Consider the following 24,685-nt stretch of genomic DNA (forward strand, 5'->3'; position numbering starts at 1 on the left):
AATTCTGGGCTGCAACGCTGTGAGCTGCTGGTTCACTATCCACACCCTGTGGACGAATATTTTCCGGTAAGGCTCTTGGGTCGGTCTTCCCGTACTATCTCTGCGAAACGGCTACACCTGGACAGCGGATTGCACTTTCGGTTGAGAAGGGTCACGCTCCGGCCGTGAGTTACCGGGACTGGGAGCGCGGGGAGGGCAGCCCGCGCGCGCGTCAGCCGATCGCCCCGTGGGACGACCTCGGCGACCCGGTTCCGTCGGATTCATACTCCTCGACGGACCGCTACCGTACGCCGAGTCGGCGTCGGGCGGTCGAGCGTGGCCAGCAGGAGCCTGTCGACGCCTACCTGCCGCGCTGGGCGGTCGAGTCGGGCATCGCGCACGCCGACGGCCGGGGCCGGCACGCCGCCCCGGACGAGGACGAGGACGACACCCGTCGGGCCGCCGGGGTGGGCCGGCGGGCGGCCCGGCGGCGGCGGGAGAGTGAGCGCCGGGAGTCGCGGGTGACAGGCGCGGGCCCCGGCTCCGACGACCACACCCGGGAGTGGACCTTCGACCGTCCCCAGCAGGAGCAGGGGTACGTCGGGAGCCGACGGGCGGACGCCGACGAGGGTGAGCCGGTCTCCGGGGCGGCGCCGACGGTCCGTCCGCGCCGGGCGTCGTCGCGTCGTCCGGAGGTGATCTGGTCCGGTGGTGACGATTCCGACCTGCCCGTGGAGTCCGTTCCCGAGCAGCCGCCCCGGCGTCGGCGACGCAACACCGACGAGTCGTGGGCCCGGCCCCTGACCGACCCGGCGAGCCGTCCGGCGGCCGACCCGTGGAGCCGGTCGGCCGAGCCGGAACCGGACTACCGTCCCGCGGTGGACCCGTGGGACGCCTCCGGTGTGCACGATTGGCAGAGTCCCGCCACCGACGACCGGTGGGACCGTCTCGGCGGGTCGTCGCGGTGGGGGCAGAGCGACAGCACCGGCCAGTGGGACCGGTTCACCGACACCGCCCAGTGGGACCGGACGGACGTCGGCCGCTGGGGTCCGGTGAGCACGGACCGTGATGGGTGGGACGGCCGGGACCCGGGCCGGGTAGACCGTCCGGACCGCGCGGGCGTCGACCCGTGGGACCAGGGTGGGCCCGACCGGCGGGATGCTGGCGGCGGGGGTGGGTGGGAGCGGTCGGTGCCGCCCCGGTCGTCACAGCCGGTCACCGGGGAGGGCTGGCCGTGGGGCGAGCAACCGGAGGGCTTCTGGTCGGGTACCCGCCTGGCGGGAGACGACCCCCGTTGGATGGACCCGCCGACGTCGGCACCCCGGTCGCCGGTGGTGGGTTACACCGCGCCGCGTCCCCGGGCGGCTCCGCGTCGTCGGGCCGAGCCGGTGTCCGGGCGGGCGGCGGGGTCCGGGCGGGCGGCGTCGGCGTCCTCGCTGCGGGAGCGGATCGGCTCGGTGGGTGCCGGCTCGTGGAACCGTCGTCTGGAGGACGACCTGCTCGACCCGGACCCGGGTGGTCCGCTGCGTCCGTTGGTCTACACGGCCGCCTGTTACCTGGTGCCGGCGGTGCTGGTGTTCCTGTGGTTGTTGACCCTGGACGGTCAGCCGCCGGCCGGTTGTGTCACGGACATCAGCGGGGGCGGGTGTGAGCCGCCCCGGGCCCACGCGCTGGGTTCGCTGGTCGCGGGTGGTCCCCGGTTCGGTCTGTCGTTGCTGAGCAGCCTGGTGGTGGCGGTGCTGCTGCGCCGGGTCGGGACGACCTGGCGGCCGGCGACGGTGGCGTTGGCGGCAGCGGTGGTCGGTGGCGGCCTGTCCACCGTGATGATCAGCGCGGTCACCGGACAGCCGATCGGCTGACCGGGCGTGACACGGCCGGCCCGGCCGTGTGCGACTCGTCGTGGAAAGGCGTAGTGGCCCGCACCGGATGCCGGTGCGGGCCACTACGGGTGATGCCGTGTGCGGTGAGGTCAGCCCTGGACGACGTTGAGGTCGAACGTGGCGGACACCTCGGGGTGCAGCTTGATCTTCACCGGGTAGGAGCCGGTCGACTTGATGTGACCGGGCATCTCCAGCCGACGACGGTCGAGGACCGGGCCACCGGCCGCCTTGACGGCGTCGACGACCTCGGCCGGGGTGACCGAGCCGAAGAGCCGACCGCCGTCACCGGCGCGGACCTTCAGGCTGACCTTCAGACCTTCGAGCTGGCCCTTGACCTCGTTGGCGTGGCCGAGGTCGCGGATCTCCCGGGCCGAGCGGGCCCGCTTGATGACCGTGACCTGCTTCTCCGCACCCTTGGTCCAGCTGATCGCGAAGCCCTGCGGCAGCAGGTAGTTACGGCCGTAGCCGTTCTTGACCTCGACGATGTCGCCGGGGGCACCGAGACCGGAAACTTCCTGAGTCAGGATGATCTTCATGTCGGTGCCTCCTCTCAGCGGGCCGTGGCGGTGTACGGCAGGAGCGCCATCTCACGGGCGTTCTTTACCGCACGGGCGATCTGCCGCTGCTGCTGGGAGGTGACCCCGGTCACCCGCCGAGCGCGGATCTTGCCGCGGTCGGAGATGAACTTGCGCAGCAGCGCGGTGTCCTTGTAATCGATATAGGTGATCCCGTCCTTGTCGAGCGGGTTCACCTTCTTCTTCGGCTTGCGAAGTGCCGCAGCCTTGGCCATTGCACGTGCTCCTGGTTTGCGATCGCGGGCGCTCGGCGCCATTAGAACGGAGGCTCCTCGTCGAAGTTGCCGCCCGAACCACCGCGGGAGGAGGGGGCCGGAGCAGCAGAGGCCCAGGGGTCGTCGAAGTTGCCTCCGCCGCCGCCCTGGTTGCCACCGCCACCGGAGCCGAAGCCACCACCGCCGCCACCGGAGCGCGACATCTTCTGCACCTTCGCCGTGGCGTAGCGCAGCGACGGGCCGATCTCGTCGACCTCGAGCTCGATGACGGTGCGCTTCTCGCCCTCGCGGGTCTCGTACGACCGCTGACGCAGCCGACCCGAGACGATCACGCGGGCGCCCCGCTGGAGCGACTCGGCGACGTGCTCCGCCGCCTGCCGCCACACGGTGCAGGCCAGGAAGAGCGGCTCGCCGTCCTTCCATTCGTTGGTGGTCCTGTCCATGAACCGGGGCGTCGAAGCGACCCGGAACTTGGCGACCGCCGCACCGGACGGGGTGAACCGCAGCTCGGGGTCATCGGTCAGATTGCCGATGACCGTGATGGTGGTGTCTCCTGCCATGACCAACTCCTCGCGCACTCAGCGTTCTGCCGTACAGGCTCTCAGAGCCCTCCGACATCACGATGAGGTTGATCCGGGCGAACCGGGTTGGATGCTTAGCGCATTTCCGGTCGGATGACCTTGGTGCGCAGCACGGACTCGTTCAGCCGCAGCTGGCGGTCGAGTTCGGCCACCGCCTCCGGCGTCGCCTGAAGGTCGACGACGGCGTAGATGCCCTCGGCCTTCTTGTTGATCTCGTACGCGAGGCGCCGGCGGCCCCACACGTCGGTCTTCTCCACCGAGCCACCCGCGGTCCGGATCACGTTCAGGTACGTGTCGAGCGACGGGGCGACGGTGCGCTCCTCGAGACTGGGATCGAGGATCACCATGACTTCGTAGTGACGCAAGACGTGCTCACCTCCTGTGGGCTAGGCGGCCACGGTCCTTCCGTGGCAGGAGGTCGTGCGTCGTGCCCGCCCCGCGCCGGGGGAACCCGGCCGGACGCGGACAACCGGACCAGGATACCCGGTCCCGACGATCACCCCCGGGCAGGTCGACCCGGCAGGTCGGCGGTGGGGACGACGACGGCGACAGGGGCCCGCCGCGACACCCGAAGGCCGACGGCGGACCCCTGTCCACGGGGCCGCGGGGCGTCCCGTCCGCATTCCTTGGGTGGGACCTGGGGAGGAACGACCACACCGATGAGGTTGGATCGAGGACACCCCGCGGAGCTTCATCCTGTTGTTATCTGACGATACAACGGCAATCGTCACGTGATAGCCGAATTGAAACTATTCGTCCGGCTGTTCCACTCCCCTCAACGATCGCCGACCCCGACCGGTGACGCCGCACGCGGGCTGACAGGCGCGACTTGCCCACGACCGTCACCTCTCGCACGTCGGGGGTGGGACGTAGGCTCGCCTGCATGCGTATCGGAGCCCACGTCGACCAGGCCGACCCGTTGGCGGAGGCGGCCACCCGCGCCGCCGAGGCGGTGCAGTTCTTCCTCTCCGACCCGCAGGGCTGGAAGGCCCCGAAACCCCGGGAGGACGCCGACCGGCTACGCGCCGCCGAGGTCGACGTCTACGTCCACGCCCCGTACGTCATCAACGTGGCCACCCTCAACAACCGGATCCGCATCCCCAGCCGCAAGCTCCTGCTGGGCCACGCCACCGCGGCGGCGCAGCTCGACGCCCGGGGGCTGATCGTGCACGGCGGCCACGTCAACGCCGGTGACGACCTCGCGGTCGGCTTCGACAACTGGCGCAAGACCTTCGCGTACGCGGCCGACTCCGGCGGGTTCCCCGTCCCGGTCCTGATCGAGAACACCGCCGGTGGCGACAACGCATGTGCCCGGCGGCTCGACGCGCTGGCCCGGCTCTGGGACGCCCTCGGCGACTACGAGGTGGGCTTCTGCCTCGACACCTGCCACGCGTACGCCGGTGGCGAGGAACTGCTCGACCTGGTCGACCGGGTCAAGGCGATCACCGGCCGGATCGACCTGGTGCACGCGAACAACTCCAAGGGCGGGTTCAACTCCGGGCAGGACCGGCACGACAACCTCGACGGCGGCACCATCGACCCGGAGCTGCTGGTGGCGGTGATCCGGGCGGCCGACGCCCCGGTCATCGTGGAGACCCCCGGCGGGGCGACCGGTCAGGGCGCGGACATCGCCTTCCTCCGCGAACAGCTCGGCACGGGGGCCTGAACGCCGATGACCACCAACGCGACGGGCGGCAGCCCACCCCCACGGCAGACCGGCAGTACGGACCCGACCCCCGGGGGCGGGACGGGGTCGCCGCAGGACCGGCCGGCACCCGACGCGCACGACAGCCCAGAGCCGGGCAGGACCGACCCGCCCCTGACCACCGGAACCGACCCGAAGCCCGGTGGAGCCGGCGCGGGACCGGCCGGATCGAGCGCGACGCCCGACGGTCCCGACCCGGAGCCCGCCGGATCGGACGCGGAGCCCGGCGGAGCCGACCCGAAGAGCGACGGGGCCGACCCGAAGACCGGCGAGGGCGGTCCGGTGGCCGACGAGGGCCGGGCCGGGGGCGGTAAGGGCGGGGCCGCGCCCGGGCCGGCCGCGACGGAGGTCCAGCCGACCGGCACGACGGCGGAAAAGGCCGGGGCGGCTGCGGCAGCGCACGGCCAGGCCGGCACACCCGGCCGGACCGGCACGCGCCGGACCTGGAAGGACACGTTCCGCAGAAGCAGGACCGGGCAGGACGGGGCCGACAAGGGCCGGGGCGACGGGCCCGCCGGGGACGCAGAGAAGAAGCCGGCCGCCGAGGCCGATCCGTGGACCTCGTTCGCGCCCGCGCCGGAGCCGGAGCCCGGCCGCACCGGACGGGCCGTCCGCGCCACCGGCCGGTTCCTGGTGCACGAGTGGACGCTCGCCGTCCTCGCCTCGCTGGCCCTCGCCGTGGGGATGACCTGGCCGACCCTGCGCTACCCGCTCTACACGCTCCCGCAGGACTACTGGGACCCGAGCCTCCAGGCGTGGCAGATGGCCTGGTCCGGGCACGCCCTGCTGACGAATCCGGGGCAGTTGTTCCAGTCCAACACGTTCTTCCCGGAACCGTGGAGCTTCGCCTTCTCCGACATGCTGCTCGGGTACGCCCCGGCCGGCCTGCTCGGCACCGGCCCGGACGCCGCCGTGCTCCGCTACAACATCATGTTCGTGCTGGCCCACGCGATGGCCACCTTCGGGGCGTACGTGCTGGCCCGGCAGTTGGGCGCGGGCCGGATCGGCTCGGCGGTCGCCGGGGTCAGCTACACGTACGCGCCGTGGCTGCTCGCCCAGGCGGGGCACCTGCACATCGTCTCCAACGGCGGTATCCCGCTGGCGTTGGCCATGCTGGCCCGGGGCCACGGCTGGTCACTGCGGCACGGCTACCGCCCCGAAGCCCGCCGGGTCGGCTGGGCGTACGCCGGGTGGGTGGTGGCCGCCTGGCAGCTCAGCCTCGGCTTCGGCATCGGCCTGGTCTTCGCGTACGTCCTCGCACTGACCCTGCTGGTCTCGGCGGCGGTGTGGTTCTGGCGGCGGCGACGCGTGCGGCGGCCCTTCGGTCGCCGGCTGTTCGTCGCCGACCTGGTCGGCGGGCTGCTCTTCGCCGCCGTCGGCGCGCTGCTGGCGGTGCCGTACTTCAAGGTCGCCGAGCTGCACCCGAACGCCGAACGCACGCTCGGCGACATCGGCGTCTACTCGCCACCGGCCAGTGGTTTCTTCACCGCGCCCGCCGAGTCGTGGATCTGGGGCGGGCTGCACGAGGGGGCGCGGGCGGCGTTGCCCTGGCACCCGGAGATGACGCTCCTGCCGGGTTTCGTGCTGTACGCGCTGGCGGCCGGTGGGCTCTTCTTCTCGGTGTGGCGGCTGCGGCACCGGCTGCTGATGCTGGCCGGGGTGATCGTCACCATGGTGCTCGCGATGGGGACCCGGTTCTTCGACGGCACCTTCACCTACGCCCCGCTGTTCGAGCACCTGCCCGGGTTCAACGGGCTGCGTACGCCGGGACGGATGATGCTCTGGACGACGCTCCTGCTCGGGCTGCTCGCGGCCGGCGCGGTGAGCGCCTTCGCCCGGCGGGTACGCGAGATCAGCGCCGACCGGGTGCCCTCCCGGCCGTCGCCGTGGCTGCGGGCGGTCGCCCTGCTACCACTGCTGCTGGTGCTGGTGGAGGGGCTGAACGACACCCCGCACCCGGTCGTGCCGGAGCAGCCGGTGGCGATGCGCACGGTGGAGGGTCCGCTGCTGGTGCTGCCCAGCGGCCAGAACCAGGACCAGCCGGTGATGCTCTGGTCGACCACCCGCTTCCAACAGGTGGTCAACGGGGGCAGCGGCTTCACCCCGAAGCAACTCGACGACGTGCGCCGGGTGTCGGCGGCCTTCCCCGACCAGACCAGCGTCGACTACCTGCGCACCCTCGGCGTCCGCAACGTCGTGGTGCTACGGGACCAGATCGTCGGCACGCCGTGGGAGGTGACGGTGGACTCGCCGGTCGAGCAGTTGGGCATCACCCGTCAGCAGGTCGGCAACGCCGTGGTGTTCCGTCTCTGAGCACCTGCTCCCGTCGGCCCGCCTGCCTTCTAGTCAGCCAGCTTCACGATCCGGCGGTCCGACCCGTCGGGGATCCCGGGGCAGCCGGTGTCGGTCATCGTCACCTGCGGGTCCTTCTCGGCGACGCCGGTCAGCCGCACACAGAGCCGGACGTGAACCTCGGCGGCGACGAATCCACCGCCGTTGGCGGTTCCGTCGTAGAAGACGTCCACTTCCAGCCGCTCATCCGGGGAGGACCGGCTGGCAAAGACCGTGCCGAACCGTTCTGCGCTGCCCACCGACCCGGTCAGAGCGGCCAGCTGGCCTGCCGGGTCACGCTCGGCGGTGTGCGGGTCGGCGAGGACTGCGACGGCGGTACGCCGGGCCAGTTCGGCGCGGGACCGCACCGAGTCGGTCGCCGTGTCGATCGCCCGCGCCTCGGAGTCGAAACCACAGCTGGTGAGACAGAGCAGTGCGGTGCCGGCGAGGAGGAGCAGCCTCCCCGCCGACACCGCCCGGAGAGCTTTGATCACAGGCCCATGAAATCGACGACGACGTGATTCATCACCGAAGCATAGCGGTTGGAGCCACCCAGGTTGGGGTGGAATGATTGCTGCGAAATGCCGTACTTGTTCCAGCTTTCCGGATACTCGTCCGGCAATTCCCCGTCTTCGCCCGGAGTCAGGGCGTAAACCACCCTGTGGATTTCCTCCGTCGGGGCACAAACACCATGGCCGGAGAACGCGAAGGTGGGATCACCGAAATAGGTGGGGATGCCCTCGGAGCTGGCTTCAGTAGTGGCCTGACCCATCACCGACGCCAGCAGCATTCCCGTGTTGTTCAACCACTTCCGCTCCCCGTCGCTGATCTCAGGCAAGCAGAGTGGCCCGGTGTCCTCGAACAGCTTCGGATAGCCCATCAGCATGATCTGCGCACCTGGTGCCTTCTTGTGGATCTCCCGCAGTACTGTTTTGATGGACTGCTTCACCGGCCCCTCGATGTCTTCCTTGACCTGCGCAGCAAGCGGCTTGGTGTCACCGGGATAGGTGTCGGTGTCGCAGTTGAAGCTGTTCAGGAAGCAGAATTGGAGCACGTTGGCGAAGCGGGCGTCATTGCCGCCGATCGACAGTGTCACCAACGTGGTGTTCTCGTCCAGGAAGCCTCGGTCGAGCTGCGACATCTCACCCGAATGGTACTCGGCCGCCTCACCCCACGCATTCGTCGGCAACGGCTGCCCGGCTGGGACGGTGTAGCCGGGAAGCAACTGCTCCGTCTGAGCACCGGAACAGGCGAGGAACTGATAATCCAGGTTCGGATCCCAACTGTCCGAACGACTGCCGATGCTCGACGTACTGTCGGAGAATTTCGCCAAGCGGGACCAGGCAGACCGGGATCGATGGCAGACGTCCTGATAGCGAACCTCGTCGTTGACGATCTGCTTGTAGTCGGTCTCCCGGTAATAGTCGGACCCGTTCGAGCTCGAGACCCCCTCACCAGAGGAGTACGAATCACCCAGAGAAACGACCTGGTGGCGGGGCTTGGCCGTCAACTTCTGGATCGCGATGGCATCCCACGCCACGTCTTCGTCCCCGGTGCCGTCATACGCGTCGTTGGTCAGCCGCACCTTCGGAGTTCCGGTGAACTTGAAAACCCCGAGCGACACCCATTGATTGCTCTGCACCCGTTGCAGGACGACCCGCTTCTTACCGGCCCCGAATCCCTGCCCGAGGTCGATCTCGTAGGCGGCTTGCCGGGTGTGCGCGCCGTGATCCGGAATATGCACCATCACCCGCGCCCAACCGGTGACTGCCTGGTTGAGGGTCCAGGTGCCGGCAACCTTCATCTTGCCGCCCAGATCACCTGGAGCCCAGGTATGGGCGAACCAGAAGTGTCCACCGAAGCCCCCACCGATCTGATGGAAGTCGACCTTGGAGGGCAGATTGCCCACCGAGTCGGTGGCGAAGCTCAGTCCAAAGGTGCCGGAATTGGTCCAGCTGTTCGTACAGCCCGTACGGACGGGTGGGGTACCCCCGGGCACATCGTCGATCACCAGGCTGCCCGCCGGCAGTCCGGTCAGATCACACTTCGGCAGATAGGTCGACGCGTCGTCCTGGTACGCGTAGCCCGGATCGAAGCGCAGCACCTCATTACCGAGCTGGCTGCTCCCCTTCCAGCTGACTGATTTGTGGAACCAGCACACCAGGTCGTACTTGCCTGCCGCGTTCTGATGTGCACACGGCCCCGCCGGCTCACCCACCACGTCCGGATCGTCCGGGGTGTGCAACTCCCCAGGATGACAGTCGTTGGACGCGTCACAGAACAGGTTGACCGGCGGCTTGACCTTCTCCCGGTCCTCGACGGTGCCCCACCAGGCAGCCCGGAAGCCGGCCACGAAGGTGTCCGGCCCCTCCAGCAGGTTCGGCGGATGCCCGGCGAAGCCCAGCACCTTCTCCTGATAGGGCCAGAACTGTGGCTTGGCCGCGTCGGCATAGCTGTCCTCAAGGAACGGTCGGCGGTCCGGCCGGTACCGCGGGTTCGCCGGGTTGTTGCCCCAGCCGAGGCCCCATGGTTCGCCGGTGCCGAGGTTGGGATGCAGCCCCGAGTTGTACGCCCAGAGGGCGTAGAACCAGTTCTCCAAGCCGGCCGGGTTCCCGTCGTTGATGATCAACGAGGCGCTCCGGGTCTGGTTCCACTTGTCCTGAAGCACCCGCAGGCCCGCCGCTACATTCGCGGCGAAGTCGAGCGCCACCGCCCGCTGGGAGTCGTACGGCAGCAGCACCTCGCCGGGTTTGGCGTGGCCGGCCAGGCGCATGCCGTCGGTGAGCTGGGTGACGCCATAGCCACAGTCCGCCTTGTCCCAGTGCACGTCCCAGTCGTCGGCGGTCTGGGCATTGTAGATTTCCAGCCCGTAGTAGTTGCCGATCAACGGATTACCGGTGACCCCGGGCAGGGCGTTTCGCGATGCCTGCCACATGTTCGACTCCTGAGCGGCGATGCCGAGCATCACCTGGGCCGGAACCCGCCCACCGCCGAGCAGGGCGTGCGGGGGGAAGAGGCCCTGCGGGGTGTACGCGGGCATCCCCAGGTTCTTCCAGTTGGCCGGCCGCTGTACGTACAGCGAATTGGTGATTGCCTGGTCGATCGCCCATTCAACCTGACGCGGCTTGGGCTGCAATACCTGGTTACGCGGATCATTGCGGGGTACCGAACACCACCGCTCCGCCTCCGAGGGGTTGGTGGTCGAGCCGGTCGGCGTCGCAGCCGTCCCCGAGGCCCGCGGTTCCGATCCGGTCCTTCCCGCCCGGGAGGGGACGCTTGCCGGAACGGATCTCGCATCGACCTGGAACGCAAGTACCTGACCGGTATCGGGAACCTGCGCCTGGATCGACACCCGCCCCATGATGACCGGCCCGGTCGACACCGCCTCGGCGGGCGTCTGGTCCATGCGTCGCACCCGGGTCACCGCGAGTTGCCCCTGCGAGGACACCTCGGCTGACGGGGGCACCTCAAGCCGACGCACGCCGGCCGGCAATGCCTGCACCTCGGTGGCCCGGCCGGTGATGAAGCTCCGGCCGGCCGCGCCCGCACCGATCGAAAGCTCGCCGAAGCCGCCCGTCGCCAGCGTCCGTGCTGTCGCTCCCGGCGTCAGTTCGATTCGGCGGACGCGGGTCTGATCACCGGAGCGGTCCTGGAACAGGACGTCGCCCCCCTGGTCGGTGGTGAGCCGGAACGGGGTGCCGCCCGTGCGGGCCAATGAGGTCAGTCGCCCCCCTTGCTCCACCCGCACCAGTCGGGAGCCACCGGCGGCCACGATCCCCCTGCGAGTGGGTATCGCAGAGGTGAGCTCGGTGTCGACAACCCTCGACGCGGAGAGCCTGCCACTGGCGGCGTCGACCGTCGTCAGCCGGGTCCGCGGCTTGTCGGTCAGCTTCTCTTCGCGTTCGCCACCGAGCTGGGTGAGCACTGCGGACTCCCCGACTCCGCATCCCGGATTGAAGTACGCCAACGACGACCGGATCGGCAGCTTGGTGACGACGCCGGACGACAGATCGACGACAGCGGTGAAGCCGCCCCGGTCGAAAAGATCCGCCCGATTGGTGAAGGTCCGTGGCCCGTACACCACCACCAGTCGACGGCCGGACGCGGTCAGACAGGCATTGCCGATCCACTGATCGGCCTCGACGCCGGGCTCCACGAGATCGGCCACGCCACGCCAGGTGTAGCCGCTACGTGCTGTGGCGGTGAGCAGGTGAAACCCGTCCGCGTCGCCGATGGTCGTCCATGCCAGGTCGGACGACCTCGACCAGTTCTTGGGGAGAACCTGGTCACGGCGGGCGGGTGGAACGGTGGAGGATTCGACCGTCTGCGCCGCCCGGGGCGACGGGGACGGTTCGGGGGTGGCCGCCGCGACCGCCGGGGCCCCGGGGGTTACCGACATGACGATGGCGGCAACTACTGCGAGTGGGACACGTCTTCGGATCATGGTCTTCCTGCCTGTCGTCCTGAACAGCGGAGTGAGCGCATGATGACAAGCGACGTCACCGCCACGTCATCGCCGCGATCACCGGCCGTCACCGTCCGGGATGAACCCATGTCAAATGCCTGAGCACGGGTGAGGCGGCGATGACATGCCCGTGCCTCGCTGTGGTGCCGGCGGGTGTGGAGAGCCGTGTCTCCGCAGCTCGCCCCGATCCATGGCGCTCTCCGTGAGCACCTGTTGTCGGGGGGACCTGCGTCCACACACGTCGGGGGCGGCCGTCGACCAACCGACGCCGCATTTTCCTCGGCAGATTCGTAGGCGCACATCCCAGCGCACCACTGCCTGATCATCACTTGGCCCGCATCGATCCCCACTGGAGATCACCCACCCTCAGGAGGCGCACCGACCTGCGTCGATGACAAGTTGGACAGCGCTGACTGATCGGCAGAGATATCGACAAGGTGAAGAACATCTCGACTACATGGCATCAAATAGATGCTCAGTGATGCCGACCAGGGTATGGTTCGGCAGGGATTCGCTTCGCAACTACCACGGGGGTAGTCTTGTATTTCAGTTTCCTGGGTCCACTGACAGTGACGTCGAATCGCTCCCGGGTTTATTTGTCTGGTGATCGCGGTCGCAGGCTGCTTGCCGCACTCGTCGTCAATGCAAATTGCCCAGTTTCTACCGAAAAGCTCATCGACATCGTCTGGGACGACCAACCGCCGATCACCGCCCGTCGACAACTCCAGAACCGCCTGGGGCGCCTCCGAGCCTTTCTGCCCACTGACAACTCGACTCCCAAGATCGTTCGCCAGGGCAGCAACTACATTTGGAGGTCCCAGAAGACCATGTCGATGGCCTGCACTTCCGCCGCCTTTGCGCGGAGGCCGAATCAGCCCGGCAGAACACTCGCAACGACCTCGCCGTCACCCTGCTTCGGCGTGGCCTGAGCCTGTGGCGAGGTGATGCCCTGCAGGACGTCAGTTCTTCAGCACTACAGGCCGACGCGATCCGCTGGCAGGAACACCGGCTGCGCGCCATCGAGCACCTGGTCGAGTTGGAGTTCACCCATGGTAACCGGGTGAATCTCATACACGAGCTGCAATACTGGGTGACAGTTCATCCTTACCATGAAGCCCTGCACTGCCGACTCGCGGAGGCCCTGCACGAAGCCTCCCGCACCGCCGAATCTCTCGCTGTTTTGCGGTCCTTGAGAGGGCGCCTGGGCAAAGATCTCGGGATTACAGCAGGCGTCGCCGTCACTGAAGTGGAAAGACGGATCCATGTCGACGGCCAGACAGCTTCTGAGTATGCGGGAATCCACTTGGATCAGCGCGCAACCGAGGCGCTGCATCGAGCCCTCAGTGAAACCTCCAACGCGCTCAAACTGCTCACCATGGCCCTATCCTGACCACGCCCTTCAAGGATTTCGCCGGCAAGGTCCATGCTGGTTTGCATGCCACCAACACACGGGGGTGAATTCAGCGTTCATGCTCATGCCGCATTGCCGAAAAATGTCAGGGCATTTTCCAGCCAAACCAGTTAAGGGGTTGAGATGAAGAGATCTATCCTTACGCCCGCCATCATCGCGGCGCTCATCGTCGCCGTTACCGCCACCCCCGCCACAGCTACCACAGGCGTGCCGGTCGGTGTCGAGACAAGGATGGCGGCCACTTCTCAGGCCCACGGGAAGGACATCACCCTAACCGGACCGCCAGCGCCTCGTGGCGCTCACATTTCGGCGACCCCGACGATCTCGCCATCGGTGAAGACGACGACCGTGCCGGCCGGCGGAACCTACTCGTGCCCCTCCGGGACCTTCTGTGCCGCAGTCTGGAACGGGGCCGCCTGGAAGATCTTTCTTCTGTACTCCTGCCACATCTACGACTTGTACAACTGGACAGGCACGGGCTACTGGGTCAACAACCAGAGCCCCGGGGCTCCTTCCCCGTATCTTCTTGACAGCCAGGGAATCCCGTCATCAGTCCTTGCGAGAAGTCCTTCCTATGACACTGCCGACTGGGACCCCGTTTACTCCATCTCGAACTGTTACTGACCTCGTTCTCGACAAGGTTGCTGGAGGCAGAAAGACGCTCCCTGAGCAATCCCTCGTCGCGACAGGAAAGCCGACGCTGGCCGAACTACGTGCCTCGCGGGCCCAGACCCGCGAGGCACGCCTATACCCGGCGCTCCGCGAAGGCGGGTACTCTGCCGCAGCCGTTGATGGCCGGCAGGTCGGTCGGAGCCGTTTGCGTGGTCGGCCAGGTCCGTGACCGTTGACGAATCGTGTCGAGCAGTGCCAGCAGTTGGGGGTTGTCACCGGCCTGGCCGGGCGTGAGCGATCGACGAGTCGATGCTGATCGCCACTGCATCTCGTCGTGGACCTGTGCTGCGGCGAGGATCCGGGCCCATATCCGGCGCGATCACCGCCCAGGCCTGATCGGTCAGGTCACCACGAGCGCACCACCAGGACATCCTCAACGCCCACCACTACAGGATCGGCAGACACGCCCCTACCCCGTCAGGGCCCCTCGGCGGGAGAGACCTGTTGAAGATTGCTGGTGGACACTATGGGCACGTCGCGGCGGCGGAGTTTGGACAGCCAGGGGGCGTCGGGGGCGCCGTCGAGGACGCCGCCGTCCGGGTCGTCGAGGTAGGTCTGGCGGACCGCGTCGCGCTCCGGGTGCAGGATGTCCTTGACGATCAGGACGCAGAGCACCACCACCGTGCCGAGCCGCAGCGACGAGGCCAGCACGAAGACCCCCTCGGGGAAGACCGGGCGGCTGGTGGCCGAGCCGAGCAGTTCGCCGTAGAAGGCGACGAAGTAGCAGACCTCGGCGAACTGCCAGGCGAGGAAGGCCCCCCAGCGGGGACGGGCGAGCACCGCCAGCGGCAGCAACCACAGCACGAACTGCTGCGACCAGACCTTGCTGAAGATCAGGAAGGCGGCCACCACCAGGAACGCGAGCTGGGCCAGCCGGGGCCGTCGGGGTGCCCGCAGCGCCAGTACGGCCACCCCGATGCAGGCCAGCCCGAACAGGGCGTACGACAGGTTGTTGAGGGTCGGGATGTTGGCGTTCAGCCACTGGAACGGGCCCTGGTCGCCGGGGGCGCCGGTGTTCACCTTGCCGTCGAGGTACCGCCCGATGTACCAGAGCGTGCCCCAGTCGATGGGACGGGTGGTGTTCAGCTCGAAGAACCGTCCCCAGTTGTCGGGGTAGCGGATCGCCGCCGGCAGGTTCACCGCGACCAGCGCGACCAGGCCGGTGGCGACGGCGGTGAGCGCGGCCCGTAGCCGACCGGCGCGCAGACCGAGGATCAGGATCGGGCCGAGCAGGAACAGCGGCCACATCTTCGCCGCGCCGCCGAGGCCGAGCAGGATGCCGGCCAGGACGGGTTGTCGTTTCGCCCAGGCGGCCAGCCCGAAGGCGGCCAGCCCGATAGCGAGGAAGTCCCAGTTGACGGTGGCGGTGAGGAACAGCGCCGGGGCCAGGGCGAACAGGGCTCCGTCCCACGGTCGTCGGCGGCGCAGGGCGAGGATCACCCCGACGGTGGCGACGGCGAGCGCGCCGAGGGTCAACGCGTTGGCGTTGTAGAACCAGCGCCCCTGGTTGATCGTCGGGTCGTCGACGCCGAGCGAATGCACCGGAAGGCCGAGCGCGCCCATCATGTAGCCGGTGAGCACCGGGTACTCCACCGGGTGGTCCCGGTAGGGAACCTTGCCCTCGTGCAGGCCCTCGGCGTAGTAGAGGGCCAGCACGTCGGTGTAGCACATCCGGGTGTACTGGATGTTGTTCTGCCAGGCGCCGTTCTGGCAGGGTGCCTTCTGCACCCAGTGCAGCGCCAGGGTCAGGCAGGCCAGGGCCAGCACGATCCGGGCGGCCGTCCAGAACCGGCTCTCCCGGCCGGCGGGCCGGTCGACGGCGACGGCGTGGTCGCCGAGCGGTCCGCCGATCGCCTCGGAGACGCCTCGGACGAAGCCGTCCGATCGGGACGGGTGGTCGCTGCTCCCGGCGTCGTCGATGCCGGCCGTCGGCTGGGTGCTCATGAGAATGCATCCTGCCCTATGAATGGCTCCCGGACGAGCAGCATGTTGCGGTGCGGACTCCGTTCGCCCGACGCGGAGCACCCCACCCGCGACATGCCGCTGCCGGCGACCGCAGGTCTGCGGATCGCCAGCAGCGGCATTGACGCTCGTCGGTACGGGTTTCGGCTCAGTCCCGGGCGCGTGGGGTCGGCAGCAGTCCGCCGCCGTTCCCGCCGTTCTGGCCGGGGAGGTTCTGGTTGGGCGGGGTCAGCGGATCGCCGCCCTGGTTCCCTCCCGGATTCCCTCCCTGATTGCCGCCCTGGTTTCCACCTTGGTTCCCACCCTGATTGTTGCCACCCTGGTTACCGCCCTGGTTGTTGCCGCCCTGGTTCCCGCCGCCGAGGAGGCACTGCAGGTCGGTCGGGGCGCAGTTCTGGCCGTTCGGGTTCGGCGGCGGCGGCGGGGGCGGCGGCGGGGTGCCGTTGCCGGACTCCGGGTCGCCGACCTTCGCCGCCGGCGGGAAGTCCAGCTTCTCCTCGCCCTTGAGCGCGCCGTTCATGACCCGTTCCCAGATCTCGCCGGGCATGGAGGAACCGGTCATGTTGGCGCCGTTGTTCAGCTTGATCGCTTCCCGCTTGCCCTTGTTGCCCACCCAGACGGCGGTGGCGAGCTGCGGGGTGTACCCGACGGTCCAGGCGTCACCGTTCTGGTTCGTGCCCTCCTTGAGCTCCCAGGTGCCCGTCTTGGCGGTCGCCTTCCGGCCGTCGGCCAGGGTGTGGTTGATCCGGCCCGGGTATGCCTCCAACACGTCGGTCACGTCGGCGACCACGTCCGGGTTGATCCGCTTCTGCGGCTTGAGCTGCTCGCCGCCCAGCTTCTCCCACTTGCCGGTCTCCTTGTTCTGCTTCTCGGCGGAGATCAGGAAGTGGGCCTTGTTGTAGATGCCCTTGTTGGCGAAGGTGGCGAGGCCGTTGGCGTGGTCGAGCACGGTGATCGGGTACTGGCCGTAGGCGACCACGTGGTAGAAGGGGTCAGGCGCCAGGTCGGAAGCCTTCTCCTTGGTCAGGTCGTGCCCCTTGGGCGGGCTCACGTTCGTCTGCCACATCATGCTGACGCCGGCCTTGGCCGCCATGTCGACGATCTTGTCGGGCCCGATGTCCAGGCTGACGTGGTAGAACGGCACGTTCAACGACTGCAGCGTGGACTCCCGCAACGTGCAGGAGTCCCCGCACTTGGGGTTGTCGTTGCCGGCGTTGCTGACCCGGAACTTGTCGCCCTCCGGGGTGAACGCCCGGCCCTTCCAGCGCGACTCGACGGACTTGCCGGCCTCCAGCGCCGCCGCCAGCGTGTAGATCTTGAAGCTGGAGCCGGGCGAGTGCCCACCGGTGACGTTGCCGTTGGTGTCGGTGTTGGTGCCGGCGTAGTCGGTGCCGGTGCCGTCGTCCCCGCCGTAGTAGCCGAGCACCCGACCGTTGCGCGGGTCGATGGAGACCACGGCGGCCATCAGGTTCTTGCGGGCCCCGTCCAGCTCCGAGCCCTTGGTGCTGCGCTGGGCGGCACCGGTGACGGCCTTCTGCACCTTGTTGTCGATGGTGGTCCTGATCCGGTAACCACCCTCGCGGAGCATCGCCGAACAGCGCGGCTTACGCTCGGTCACTTCCGCGTCGTTGTCGGTGCAGAGCTTCTTCTCCCGCATCTCCGCCGACACGTAGTTGATGACGTTACCGATCGGGGTGTTGACCCCGAACTTGACGCCCGACCGGGACTCCTTGGGGGTCTGCAACGTCTTCGTCGGGTACTCCGTCGGATGCGCCGGCCGGCCGGGGGCGTCGACCCAGCGCATCTCGATCATGTTCTTGATGACGTAGTCCCAGCGGCTCTTGGCGTCGGTCGGGTTGATCGACGGGTCGAAGCCCTTGTGCGTGCTACTCGGCTCCGGCTGCTTGATCAACGCGGCCAGCACGGCGGCCTCGGCCACGTCGACCTTCGACACCGGCTTGCCGAAGTACGCCCACGCCGCCGCCTCGATGCCGTACGCGTTGCGACCGAAGTAGATGGTGTTGAGGTAGTGCTCCATGATCTGTTCCTTGGTGAACTGATCGTTGAGCTTGGAGGCGACGATCGCCTCCTTCACCTTCCGCGCGTACGAGTCGTCCTGGAGGTTCTCGTAGGCGTTACGGGCGTACTGCTGGGTGATCGTCGAGGCGCCCTGCTTGTCGCCGTTGGAGAGGTTGTTCCAGGCGGCACGGGCGATGCCCTTGTAGTCGACACCGGCGTGCTCGTAGAAGTTCTTGTCCTCCGCCGCCGCCACCGCGTCCCGCATGTGCTGCGGGATCTGGTTGATCGAGACGAAGGTGCGGTTCTGCTCGCCCACCTTGGCGATGACCGTCTTGTTGTCGCTCGCGTAGATGGTGGTGGCGAGCGGCAGCTTGATCTGGTTCGGCAGCACCACGGTGGTGGAGTAGTAGGTGAACCCGACCACCCCGAGCCCGGCGAGCATGATGAAGACCGCGAAGCTGGCGATCAGCAGGTTGATCCGCTTGCGCCGCTTCGCCCGCGCCATCGCGTCCGGGTCACCAGGACCACGCCCGCGCCCGCCGCCCGCACCGCCGTAGCCACGACCCGGCCCGTTCGGCCCGTTCGGGCCACCCGGCCCGCCGCCGGCCTGCGGGACGCCGGCCCGCGCCACGGAGGCCCGCCCGGCGGAGCCGACCGAGGCCGCGCCGACGCTGGCCCGCCCCGCGGAGGCCGTCCCCACCGAGGCCCGGCCGGAAGGCCCGCCCGCCGGGGAGACCGGCACCGACGCCCGGCCCGGGCCACCCCACCCCGGCGAAGCCGGGGAGACCGGCACGGACGCCCGACCCGGCCCGGCCGGCGAGACCGGCACCGAGGCCCGGCCCGGGACGGCCCGGCCGACGGAGGCCGATCCGGCGGCACCACCTGTCGCGCGCGGCGGGGGGACCGCCGCCGAGGCCCGCCCGGTGGGCGCGGCACCGCCGACCGAGGCCCGGCCCGCCGGGGCCGCGCCCCGGGCGTCACCGCCCCGCCGGGGGTACCCGTCGTCCGCCCCCGGTCCGGGGCCGCCGTTCGAACCCGGAACCTGGGCCCGCGCACGCGGGGAACTGGGATCGCCGTACGAGTTCATTCCTCACACCCTGCCGGTCGCGGTGGGACGCGGGGGCGTCACCACCGGGTTGCCGTGAGTTGACACACGCGTCGGGAGGCCGGCGCGGAGCCGGGGACGCGCTGCAAATTCCACATCATTCGGGCCATTCGGGCCGAAGGGCCGCCGGTCACGGTGACTGTGTCGTACGCCACCCGAATCGACCGGATCAGCCAGGTTCACCGTTGCGCCTCTCGCCTTCGCCCCTGCGTGGCAGCGGTGGCGGCGTCCGCCGCCCCCTGCTCCGGGCCGCCCTCGGCCAGCCCGTCCCGGCCGAGCAGGAACTGCTCGACGAGATGGTTCCAGTCACAGCCGAGGCACACCTCCACCACGAAGACCTGGAACTCACGCAGCGTCATCGCCAGCACGGGCAATTCGGCCAGGGAACGCGCCTGGCCGGCCGACTGCCTGAGTTCGTCCCCGTAAATGTAGTGGACGTGGGTCAGGTTCTCGCTCCGGCAGATCGGACACCGTTGGTCGGTCGGTTCGCCGTGGAAGCGGGCCGCGTTCTTGAGGTACGGCGACGCGTCGCAGACGTCGTACGTGCCGACCCGCCCGGCGTGGAGGTCACGCAGCACTGCCCGCTTCTGGAGCGAGTAGTCGACCACCTGGCGAGACGTACGCATGCGGCAAAGGGTACGCGCTCCGGTCGGGTGGGGCGACCACCGTCACGATCCGTGAAGAGGCCGGCGCGTAACGGGGGTTTGCCCGAACGCCGATCGAGGTACTAACGTGCGATGTATCGGTCCGATACATCGAGGCGGTTGACCTTCCGCCCCGACGGCAGGGGAAGGGTGGCCCGTGCTGGAACTCGCCATCCTCGGCCTCCTCCAGGAGTCCCCGATGCACGGCTACGAACTCCGCAAGGAGCTCGCCGCCAAGCTCGGCGCCATCCGGGCGGCGATCAGCTACGGCTCGCTCTACCCGACCCTGCGCCGGTTGCAGGCGGCGGGTTGGATCACCGAGGCCACCGACGCACCGGCCTCCGCCGAGGAGGTGCCCGCGCTGACCAGCCGGCGCGGTCGGGTGGTCTACAAGATCACCGCCGAGGGCAAGGAACGGTTCGCCCAACTGATCGCGCAGGCCGGACCGGAGACGTACGACGACACGGGTTTCGGCGTGCACTTCGCGTTCTTCGCCCGCACCGACCAGGCGACCCGGCTGCGCATCCTGGAGGGCCGCCGGCGCACGATCGAGGAACGTCGCGAAGGACTTCGGGACGTGCTGGGCCGGGCGGCCGAACGGCTCGACGCGTACACCCTGGAACTGCAACGCCACGGCCTCGACGCCTGCGAGCGTGAGGTCCGCTGGCTGGAGGAGCTCATCGCCAACGAGCGCTCCGGCCGTGCCCCGACCGCCCCGCGACCCGGGGTGGCCGACGGTCCACGAGACAACAACAGCCCGCCTCCGCCTGGAGAGTCCAGGAAAGAGCGGCCGTGATGAAGAAGAAGGAGGCAGACGCTATGGGCTCCGTCCGCGTCGCCATCGTCGGTGTGGGTAACTGCGCCTCGTCCCTCGTGCAGGGCGTGGAGTACTACCGCAACGCCGACCCGAACGACCGCGTCCCGGGTCTCATGCACGTCACCTTCGGCGACTACCACGTATCGGACGTGGACTTTGTCGCGGCGTTCGACGTGGACGCCAAGAAGGTCGGCATGGACCTCGCGGAGGCGATCGTCGCCAGCGAGAACAACACCATCAAGCTCTGCGACGTGCCGCCCACCGGCGTCAGCGTCCAGCGCGGCCCGACCTTCGACGGCCTGGGCCAGTACTACCGCGAGATCATCGAGGAGTCGGACGCCGAGGCGGTCGACGTGACCAAGGCGCTGCGCGACGCCCAGGTCGACGTGGTCGTCTGCTACCTGCCGGTCGGGTCCGAGCAGGCGGCGAAGTTCTACGCCCAGGCCGCGATCGACGCCGGCTGCGCCTTCGTCAACGCGCTGCCGGTCTTCATCGCCTCCGACCCGCAGTGGGCGCAGAAGTTCACCGACGCCGGCCTGCCGATCGTCGGTGACGACATCAAGAGCCAGGTCGGTGCCACCATCGTGCACCGCGCGCTGGCGAAGCTGTTCGAGGACCGTGGGGTCGAGCTGCTGCGCACCTACCAGCTCAACTTCGGCGGCAACATGGACTTCATGAACATGCTGGAGCGCAACCGGCTGGTCTCGAAGAAGATCTCGAAGACCCAGTCGGTCACGTCCCAGATCCCGCACGAGATGGTCAAGAGCGACGTGCACATCGGCCCGTCGGACCACGTGCCGTGGCTGGACGACCGCAAGTGGGCGTACATCCGCCTGGAGGGTCGTTCCTTCGGTGACACCCCGCTCAACGCCGAGCTGAAGCTCGAGGTGTGGGACTCGCCGAACTCGGCAGGTGTCATCATCGACGCCGTCCGGGCCGCGAAGATCGCGCTGGACCGCAAGATCGGTGGTCCGATCCTGTCGGCCTCCTCGTACTTCATGAAGTCCCCGCCGGTGCAGTACGCCGACCACGACGCGCACGCCGCCGTCGAGGGCTTCATCACCGGCGACGTCGAGCGCTGACGCGCCGACACCGCACCGTCGAGGGCCGGGTCCGTTCGGACCCGGCCCTCACGCGTTCGGTCCGCCGTCTTCAGGTGCGGCGACAGCTGCCGGCAGAGGTGCGCCCGGCAGGGTCGCGCCGGTTCCAGGATCGATCCGACGGGCTGTCCCTCGTTCAACAGACCCGGTAGACCTTGTCCGCCCTGTTCTGCTTCGGATAGACATCGCTGATGGATCTCTTCGAGGCGCTCACCGTGAAGAGCGGAGTGCCGTTGCTCTCGTAGAACGTCACCGAACCGCTTTTCAGGTTGTAGTAGACCGCTTCCGTACGGTCCTGCCAGCCCCAGGTGGCCAGGTTCTGCCAGCCGCAGTCGGACAGCTTGCCGTAGGGGGTGCCGAATCGCACGTCGTCGTAGAAGCAGAACCACCCGTCCGGGCAACTGGGGGCGGCGAGCACACCTGGCGACGCCGCAGCCGCAGGGGTGGCGGCGGAGAAGCTGCCGAATATGATCAGGAAATTGATCATCACGCCGGCCAGCAGGCGGCGAACGACACGGACCATGGTGGCTTCCCTCCCTCGGTCGAGCGACAGCAGGGCAGGTCGGGAGCACCTAATGAACGCTCCGAGATCGAGTGACAACGCTCCGTGACGCCCGTTGGCTCAGGGTAGAGTCGCGCCCCGAATGATCGCCAGGCCGGAAGGGAATCGCGATCGACCGTAGGACGGCTACGATCATCGATATCCGCTAAACTGTCTGCCGCCTCGGAGCGGATGGATCAGACCCGGTGCCGGCGATCAAGGGCATGACCATGTGGGATCGACCCGTGGGCAGCGATCACCGGAACCATCCGCGCCGGAAACCGTCACCGGCGGCGTCATTCTTCACATGGCGCATCCCCGATTCGCCTTTTCGGGGCCGCGTTTCCGACACCTCGGCTCGACGGTACCGCCGCCCGGGGTGGGTTTCGCCGAAGACCCACCCTCCCCGGGCGGTTGCTCAGTCGTGCCTCTTCCTCAGCTCGCAGTCCACGAACGTGGTTCCGGATTCGACCACCGGCACCGGCGTCTCGGGACGTACGGTCTGCTCGTGGAACAGGAGTGCACCGTGATCAGGGTCGATGACGAGCGTGTCCCGGGTGCCCACAGGATTCTCCGCGGCTTCGCCGTCGATGCTGAACGCCAGTCCCTGCCGACCTGTGGCGTCTATCGACCAGTCACGGAACACCAGGCCAGGTAGACCGGCCAGCACCCGCAGGACCGCCGCTCGCTGTGCGGAACCGAGACAGTGCTCCTTGTTGAGGTTGGCTATCCCCCGGAGCACGGCCAGCGACTCGGCCGTTGATCCCGGCTCGGCTCCCTGATCGACCAGGAGCTGCCGGCTGAGTTCCCGGGGGTCCGTCGACGGGTTCGGGACCCGCAACCGGGTCAGCGCGGAGGCAGTGCACTGCGTCGGCTCAGGCTTCCGCCGGTCGTTCGCGTCGATCAGCGTGCTGGACTCGCAGTCCTGCCCGTCAATGACGGTCCTCCGGAACTCCCGTTTCTCGTAGTCGTCCACCTGGGACGAGGTGGTCGTCCGGGAGACGACCAGCCGGGTGAGCACAGCATCCTCCCGGGCGAACGCCGGCTGCGGAGTGACCACTATCCGCTGGCCCAACACGAAGACCTCGTACCGACCGTCCGGCGCCTCCTCCACCACCGGACCACCGGACCGCTCGTTGTCCGGCGCGACACGGTCGCGCCTGCGGTCGGCCGTCGCCATGCCCAGGAGAACCAGGGAAACGGCGGTCAGTGCCACCGCCGCCAGCATGTGCCACCGCCGCCGGGGTGGTCGCACGATCGAGGGTCCAGGAGTCCCCTCGGCCGCCGCACCCGAGGCGATTACTGCGTCTGCCGTCGAGGCCGACGCGACGAGCGGATCAGGCAACGGGTCCCGCTGTTCCGTCCGCTGTTCGCCGAGGCGATCGGCCAGCGCACACCAGGCGCGGACCTGGCTCTCGTGTGCACCGAGGCAGAGGACGAGGTAACCCAGTGCATCCGGATCGAGGGCGACCTCGCCGGCCAGGATGGCGTCAACCTGCGCTCTTCCCGGCACCGAACCCGACAACGCGCCCTTCAGTCGCTGCCCACTCACCGCGTCGAGTCGCCGTTCGAGTTCCTCGTCGGTCAGCCGCTGCTCCGCCCTGAGCCGACGCAGCGCGGCGAGCAGACCTGACGACGAGGCGATGCGGCCGTCCGGCTCGAACCGCTCGGCGGCCTCAACTGCCTTCTCGCGAAGTCGTCGCCAGTCGCGCGCGACCTCGTCGGTGACGCCGATACCGACGAGGAAGGCGTCCAACACATGCGACGTGGGGATCCTCCGACCACTGAGGTTCTCCGACAACGTACTCGTGCTCACGTCGCCCATGCGCGCCACGCGTTTCATGGGCGGCTCACCAGCGGCCAGGTACGCGCCACGCAGCTCTTGAGCGAGTCGGGCGGCCGGGCCGAAGCCCACCACCGGATTCAGCGGCCGGCCCGTCCTTCTGGTTGTTCCGTGTTCGGTCGGCGGTGCCGCCGGGCTGTGCACTCTCGTTCTGACCTTCCTGCGTGCGTAGGACGACCGTCACCGGCCTTCGGGAGTCTGTCCGTCGGATCGACCCGCCGGTTCTGCGACATCCCGGCCTCCGGGGCCGGTCTCCGCACCCAGGATGTCGAACAGCCGGCGCAGCGTCCGCTGGTGGCTGCGGCCCCAGGTCTGCGACGTCCAGCGGGCCATCTGGACCGCGACGATCCCCAGGATCGCCGGCATGGCGACCGCCACCCGCCAGGACCCGCCGTCGCGCATCACCAGCGCCGAATAGATCATCAGCATGGCCAGCAGAACGGCCACCAGGGCACCCCCGTCGGTCCCACGCCGCCGCGGACGGCCGCCATCCAGCTGCTGTCGAGAAGACATGTCGGAACTCCTTGCCGGCACGACGGTGTCACGTCGCGCGTTGGTTCGTTGGAAGATTCGGCGCAGGGAGTCGGATCCGACGGAACACCGTCGTCGAACTCCGCCCGCACCTCCGATCTTGCTCCCCCCACTCACCGAATCTCAATGCCGGACTGAGTCGTCACGCAGCCCAGATAATTGCTTCCGGGAACAACATGGTGATTGTTCGGGAGGCGACGGAGGCGGGTTCCTGCTATTCGGGCAGGCCAGCCGAAAAACTCGCCAGATAGCTGTGAGCTGGGAATTCATCAACCAACGACGGGCTCGTGCCCGGCTGGCCGACCACCA

The 24,685-nt window shown here is 68.6% G+C and carries 19 protein-coding genes and 2 pseudogenes; 8 read left to right on the forward strand and 13 right to left on the reverse strand.

Features of this window, described 5'->3' with window-relative positions; genetic code table 11:
* Window positions 1-164: 164 nt before the first annotated feature.
* Window positions 165-1,838 (forward strand): hypothetical protein, encoded by a 1,674-nt coding sequence (locus ACN268_RS21810; RefSeq protein WP_421484787.1) that lies wholly within the window; start codon window positions 165-167, stop codon window positions 1,836-1,838.
* A 110-nt stretch (window positions 1,839-1,948) separates the two neighbouring features.
* On the opposite strand, the gene rplI is transcribed toward ACN268_RS21810, so the two are convergent.
* From rplI to rpsF, 4 genes are all read right to left on the reverse strand, one after another.
* Window positions 1,949-2,395, reverse strand: a complete 447-nt coding sequence (gene rplI, locus ACN268_RS21815) for a 50S ribosomal protein L9 (protein WP_421484788.1) — start codon at window positions 2,393-2,395, stop codon at window positions 1,949-1,951.
* A gap of 14 nt (window positions 2,396-2,409) precedes the next feature.
* Window positions 2,410-2,649: a 30S ribosomal protein S18 gene (rpsR, locus tag ACN268_RS21820; protein WP_007073789.1), complete on the reverse strand. Its 240-nt coding sequence runs from the start codon at window positions 2,647-2,649 to the stop codon at window positions 2,410-2,412.
* Window positions 2,650-2,690: 41 nt separating this feature from the next.
* On the reverse strand, window positions 2,691-3,227 hold the full coding sequence (locus tag ACN268_RS21825) for a single-stranded DNA-binding protein (RefSeq protein WP_204958344.1): 537 nt from the start codon (window positions 3,225-3,227) through the stop codon (window positions 2,691-2,693).
* Between the two features lie 77 nt (window positions 3,228-3,304).
* Entirely contained in the window at window positions 3,305-3,595 is a 291-nt protein-coding gene (rpsF, locus tag ACN268_RS21830; RefSeq protein WP_088643630.1) for a 30S ribosomal protein S6, read from the reverse strand.
* 518 nt (window positions 3,596-4,113) lie between these two features.
* Between rpsF and ACN268_RS21835 the strand changes: the two genes are divergently transcribed.
* Window positions 4,114-4,896 carry a deoxyribonuclease IV gene (locus tag ACN268_RS21835; RefSeq protein ID WP_204925495.1) on the forward strand — a complete coding sequence of 261 codons (783 nt, stop codon included), beginning with the start codon at window positions 4,114-4,116 and terminating at the stop codon, window positions 4,894-4,896.
* Between the two features lie 6 nt (window positions 4,897-4,902).
* Entirely contained in the window at window positions 4,903-7,248 is a 2,346-nt protein-coding gene (locus ACN268_RS21840) for a hypothetical protein (protein ID WP_421484789.1), read from the forward strand.
* Between the two features lie 29 nt (window positions 7,249-7,277).
* On the opposite strand, the gene ACN268_RS21845 is transcribed toward ACN268_RS21840, so the two are convergent.
* Both ACN268_RS21845 and ACN268_RS21850 read right to left on the reverse strand, forming a co-directional pair.
* A complete protein-coding gene (locus ACN268_RS21845) occupies window positions 7,278-7,760 on the reverse strand; it encodes a hypothetical protein (RefSeq protein ID WP_421484790.1) in 483 nt (160 codons plus the stop codon).
* On the reverse strand, window positions 7,757-11,665 hold the full coding sequence (locus ACN268_RS21850) for a hypothetical protein (RefSeq protein WP_421484791.1): 3,909 nt from the start codon (window positions 11,663-11,665) through the stop codon (window positions 7,757-7,759). The genes ACN268_RS21845 and ACN268_RS21850 overlap by 4 nt, the downstream gene beginning before the upstream one ends.
* A gap of 635 nt (window positions 11,666-12,300) precedes the next feature.
* Here ACN268_RS21850 and ACN268_RS21855 point away from each other — a divergent pair.
* The 3 genes and pseudogenes from ACN268_RS21855 to ACN268_RS21865 form a co-directional block, all read left to right on the forward strand.
* Window positions 12,301-12,507, forward strand: a pseudogene (locus ACN268_RS21855) (AfsR/SARP family transcriptional regulator); the annotation flags it as partial.
* Between the two features lie 32 nt (window positions 12,508-12,539).
* Entirely contained in the window at window positions 12,540-13,121 is a 582-nt protein-coding gene (locus tag ACN268_RS21860; RefSeq protein WP_421484792.1) for an AfsR/SARP family transcriptional regulator, read from the forward strand.
* 144 nt (window positions 13,122-13,265) lie between these two features.
* Window positions 13,266-13,766 (forward strand): hypothetical protein, encoded by a 501-nt coding sequence (locus ACN268_RS21865; protein WP_421487068.1) that lies wholly within the window; start codon window positions 13,266-13,268, stop codon window positions 13,764-13,766.
* A gap of 189 nt (window positions 13,767-13,955) precedes the next feature.
* On the opposite strand, the pseudogene ACN268_RS21870 reads toward ACN268_RS21865, so the two are convergent.
* The 4 genes and pseudogenes from ACN268_RS21870 to ACN268_RS21885 all read right to left on the reverse strand — a co-directional run.
* Window positions 13,956-14,052, reverse strand: a pseudogene (locus tag ACN268_RS21870) (IS5/IS1182 family transposase); the annotation flags it as partial.
* A gap of 179 nt (window positions 14,053-14,231) precedes the next feature.
* Window positions 14,232-15,758 carry a glycosyltransferase family 87 protein gene (locus ACN268_RS21875; RefSeq protein WP_421484793.1) on the reverse strand — a complete coding sequence of 509 codons (1,527 nt, stop codon included), beginning with the start codon at window positions 15,756-15,758 and terminating at the stop codon, window positions 14,232-14,234.
* Between the two features lie 166 nt (window positions 15,759-15,924).
* Complete coding sequence (locus ACN268_RS21880) at window positions 15,925-18,882, reverse strand: transglycosylase domain-containing protein (RefSeq protein ID WP_421484794.1); 2,958 nt, start codon at window positions 18,880-18,882, stop codon at window positions 15,925-15,927.
* A 197-nt stretch (window positions 18,883-19,079) separates the two neighbouring features.
* Window positions 19,080-19,526, reverse strand: coding sequence for a DUF5318 domain-containing protein (locus ACN268_RS21885; protein WP_421484795.1), 447 nt, complete (start codon window positions 19,524-19,526; stop codon window positions 19,080-19,082).
* Window positions 19,527-19,701: 175 nt separating this feature from the next.
* Here ACN268_RS21885 and ACN268_RS21890 point away from each other — a divergent pair, with 175 nt between their 5' ends.
* Window positions 19,702-20,340, forward strand: a complete 639-nt coding sequence (locus ACN268_RS21890; protein WP_421484796.1) for a PadR family transcriptional regulator — start codon at window positions 19,702-19,704, stop codon at window positions 20,338-20,340.
* 23 nt (window positions 20,341-20,363) lie between these two features.
* Window positions 20,364-21,443, forward strand: coding sequence for an inositol-3-phosphate synthase (locus ACN268_RS21895; protein ID WP_204925500.1), 1,080 nt, complete (start codon window positions 20,364-20,366; stop codon window positions 21,441-21,443).
* Window positions 21,444-21,597: 154 nt separating this feature from the next.
* Here ACN268_RS21895 and ACN268_RS21900 read toward each other — a convergent pair whose 3' ends face one another.
* The 3 genes from ACN268_RS21900 to ACN268_RS21910 form a co-directional block, all read right to left on the reverse strand.
* Entirely contained in the window at window positions 21,598-21,984 is a 387-nt protein-coding gene (locus ACN268_RS21900) for a peptidase inhibitor family I36 protein (protein ID WP_421484797.1), read from the reverse strand.
* A gap of 436 nt (window positions 21,985-22,420) precedes the next feature.
* Entirely contained in the window at window positions 22,421-23,827 is a 1,407-nt protein-coding gene (locus tag ACN268_RS21905; RefSeq protein WP_421484798.1) for a hypothetical protein, read from the reverse strand.
* Window positions 23,828-24,025: 198 nt separating this feature from the next.
* Complete coding sequence (locus ACN268_RS21910) at window positions 24,026-24,292, reverse strand: hypothetical protein (protein WP_421484799.1); 267 nt, start codon at window positions 24,290-24,292, stop codon at window positions 24,026-24,028.
* Between the last annotated feature and the right edge of the window lie 393 nt (window positions 24,293-24,685).

Source organism: Micromonospora sp. WMMD735 (assembly GCF_049178995.1).
Classification (GTDB): Bacteria; Actinomycetota; Actinomycetes; order Mycobacteriales; family Micromonosporaceae; genus Micromonospora; species Micromonospora wenchangensis.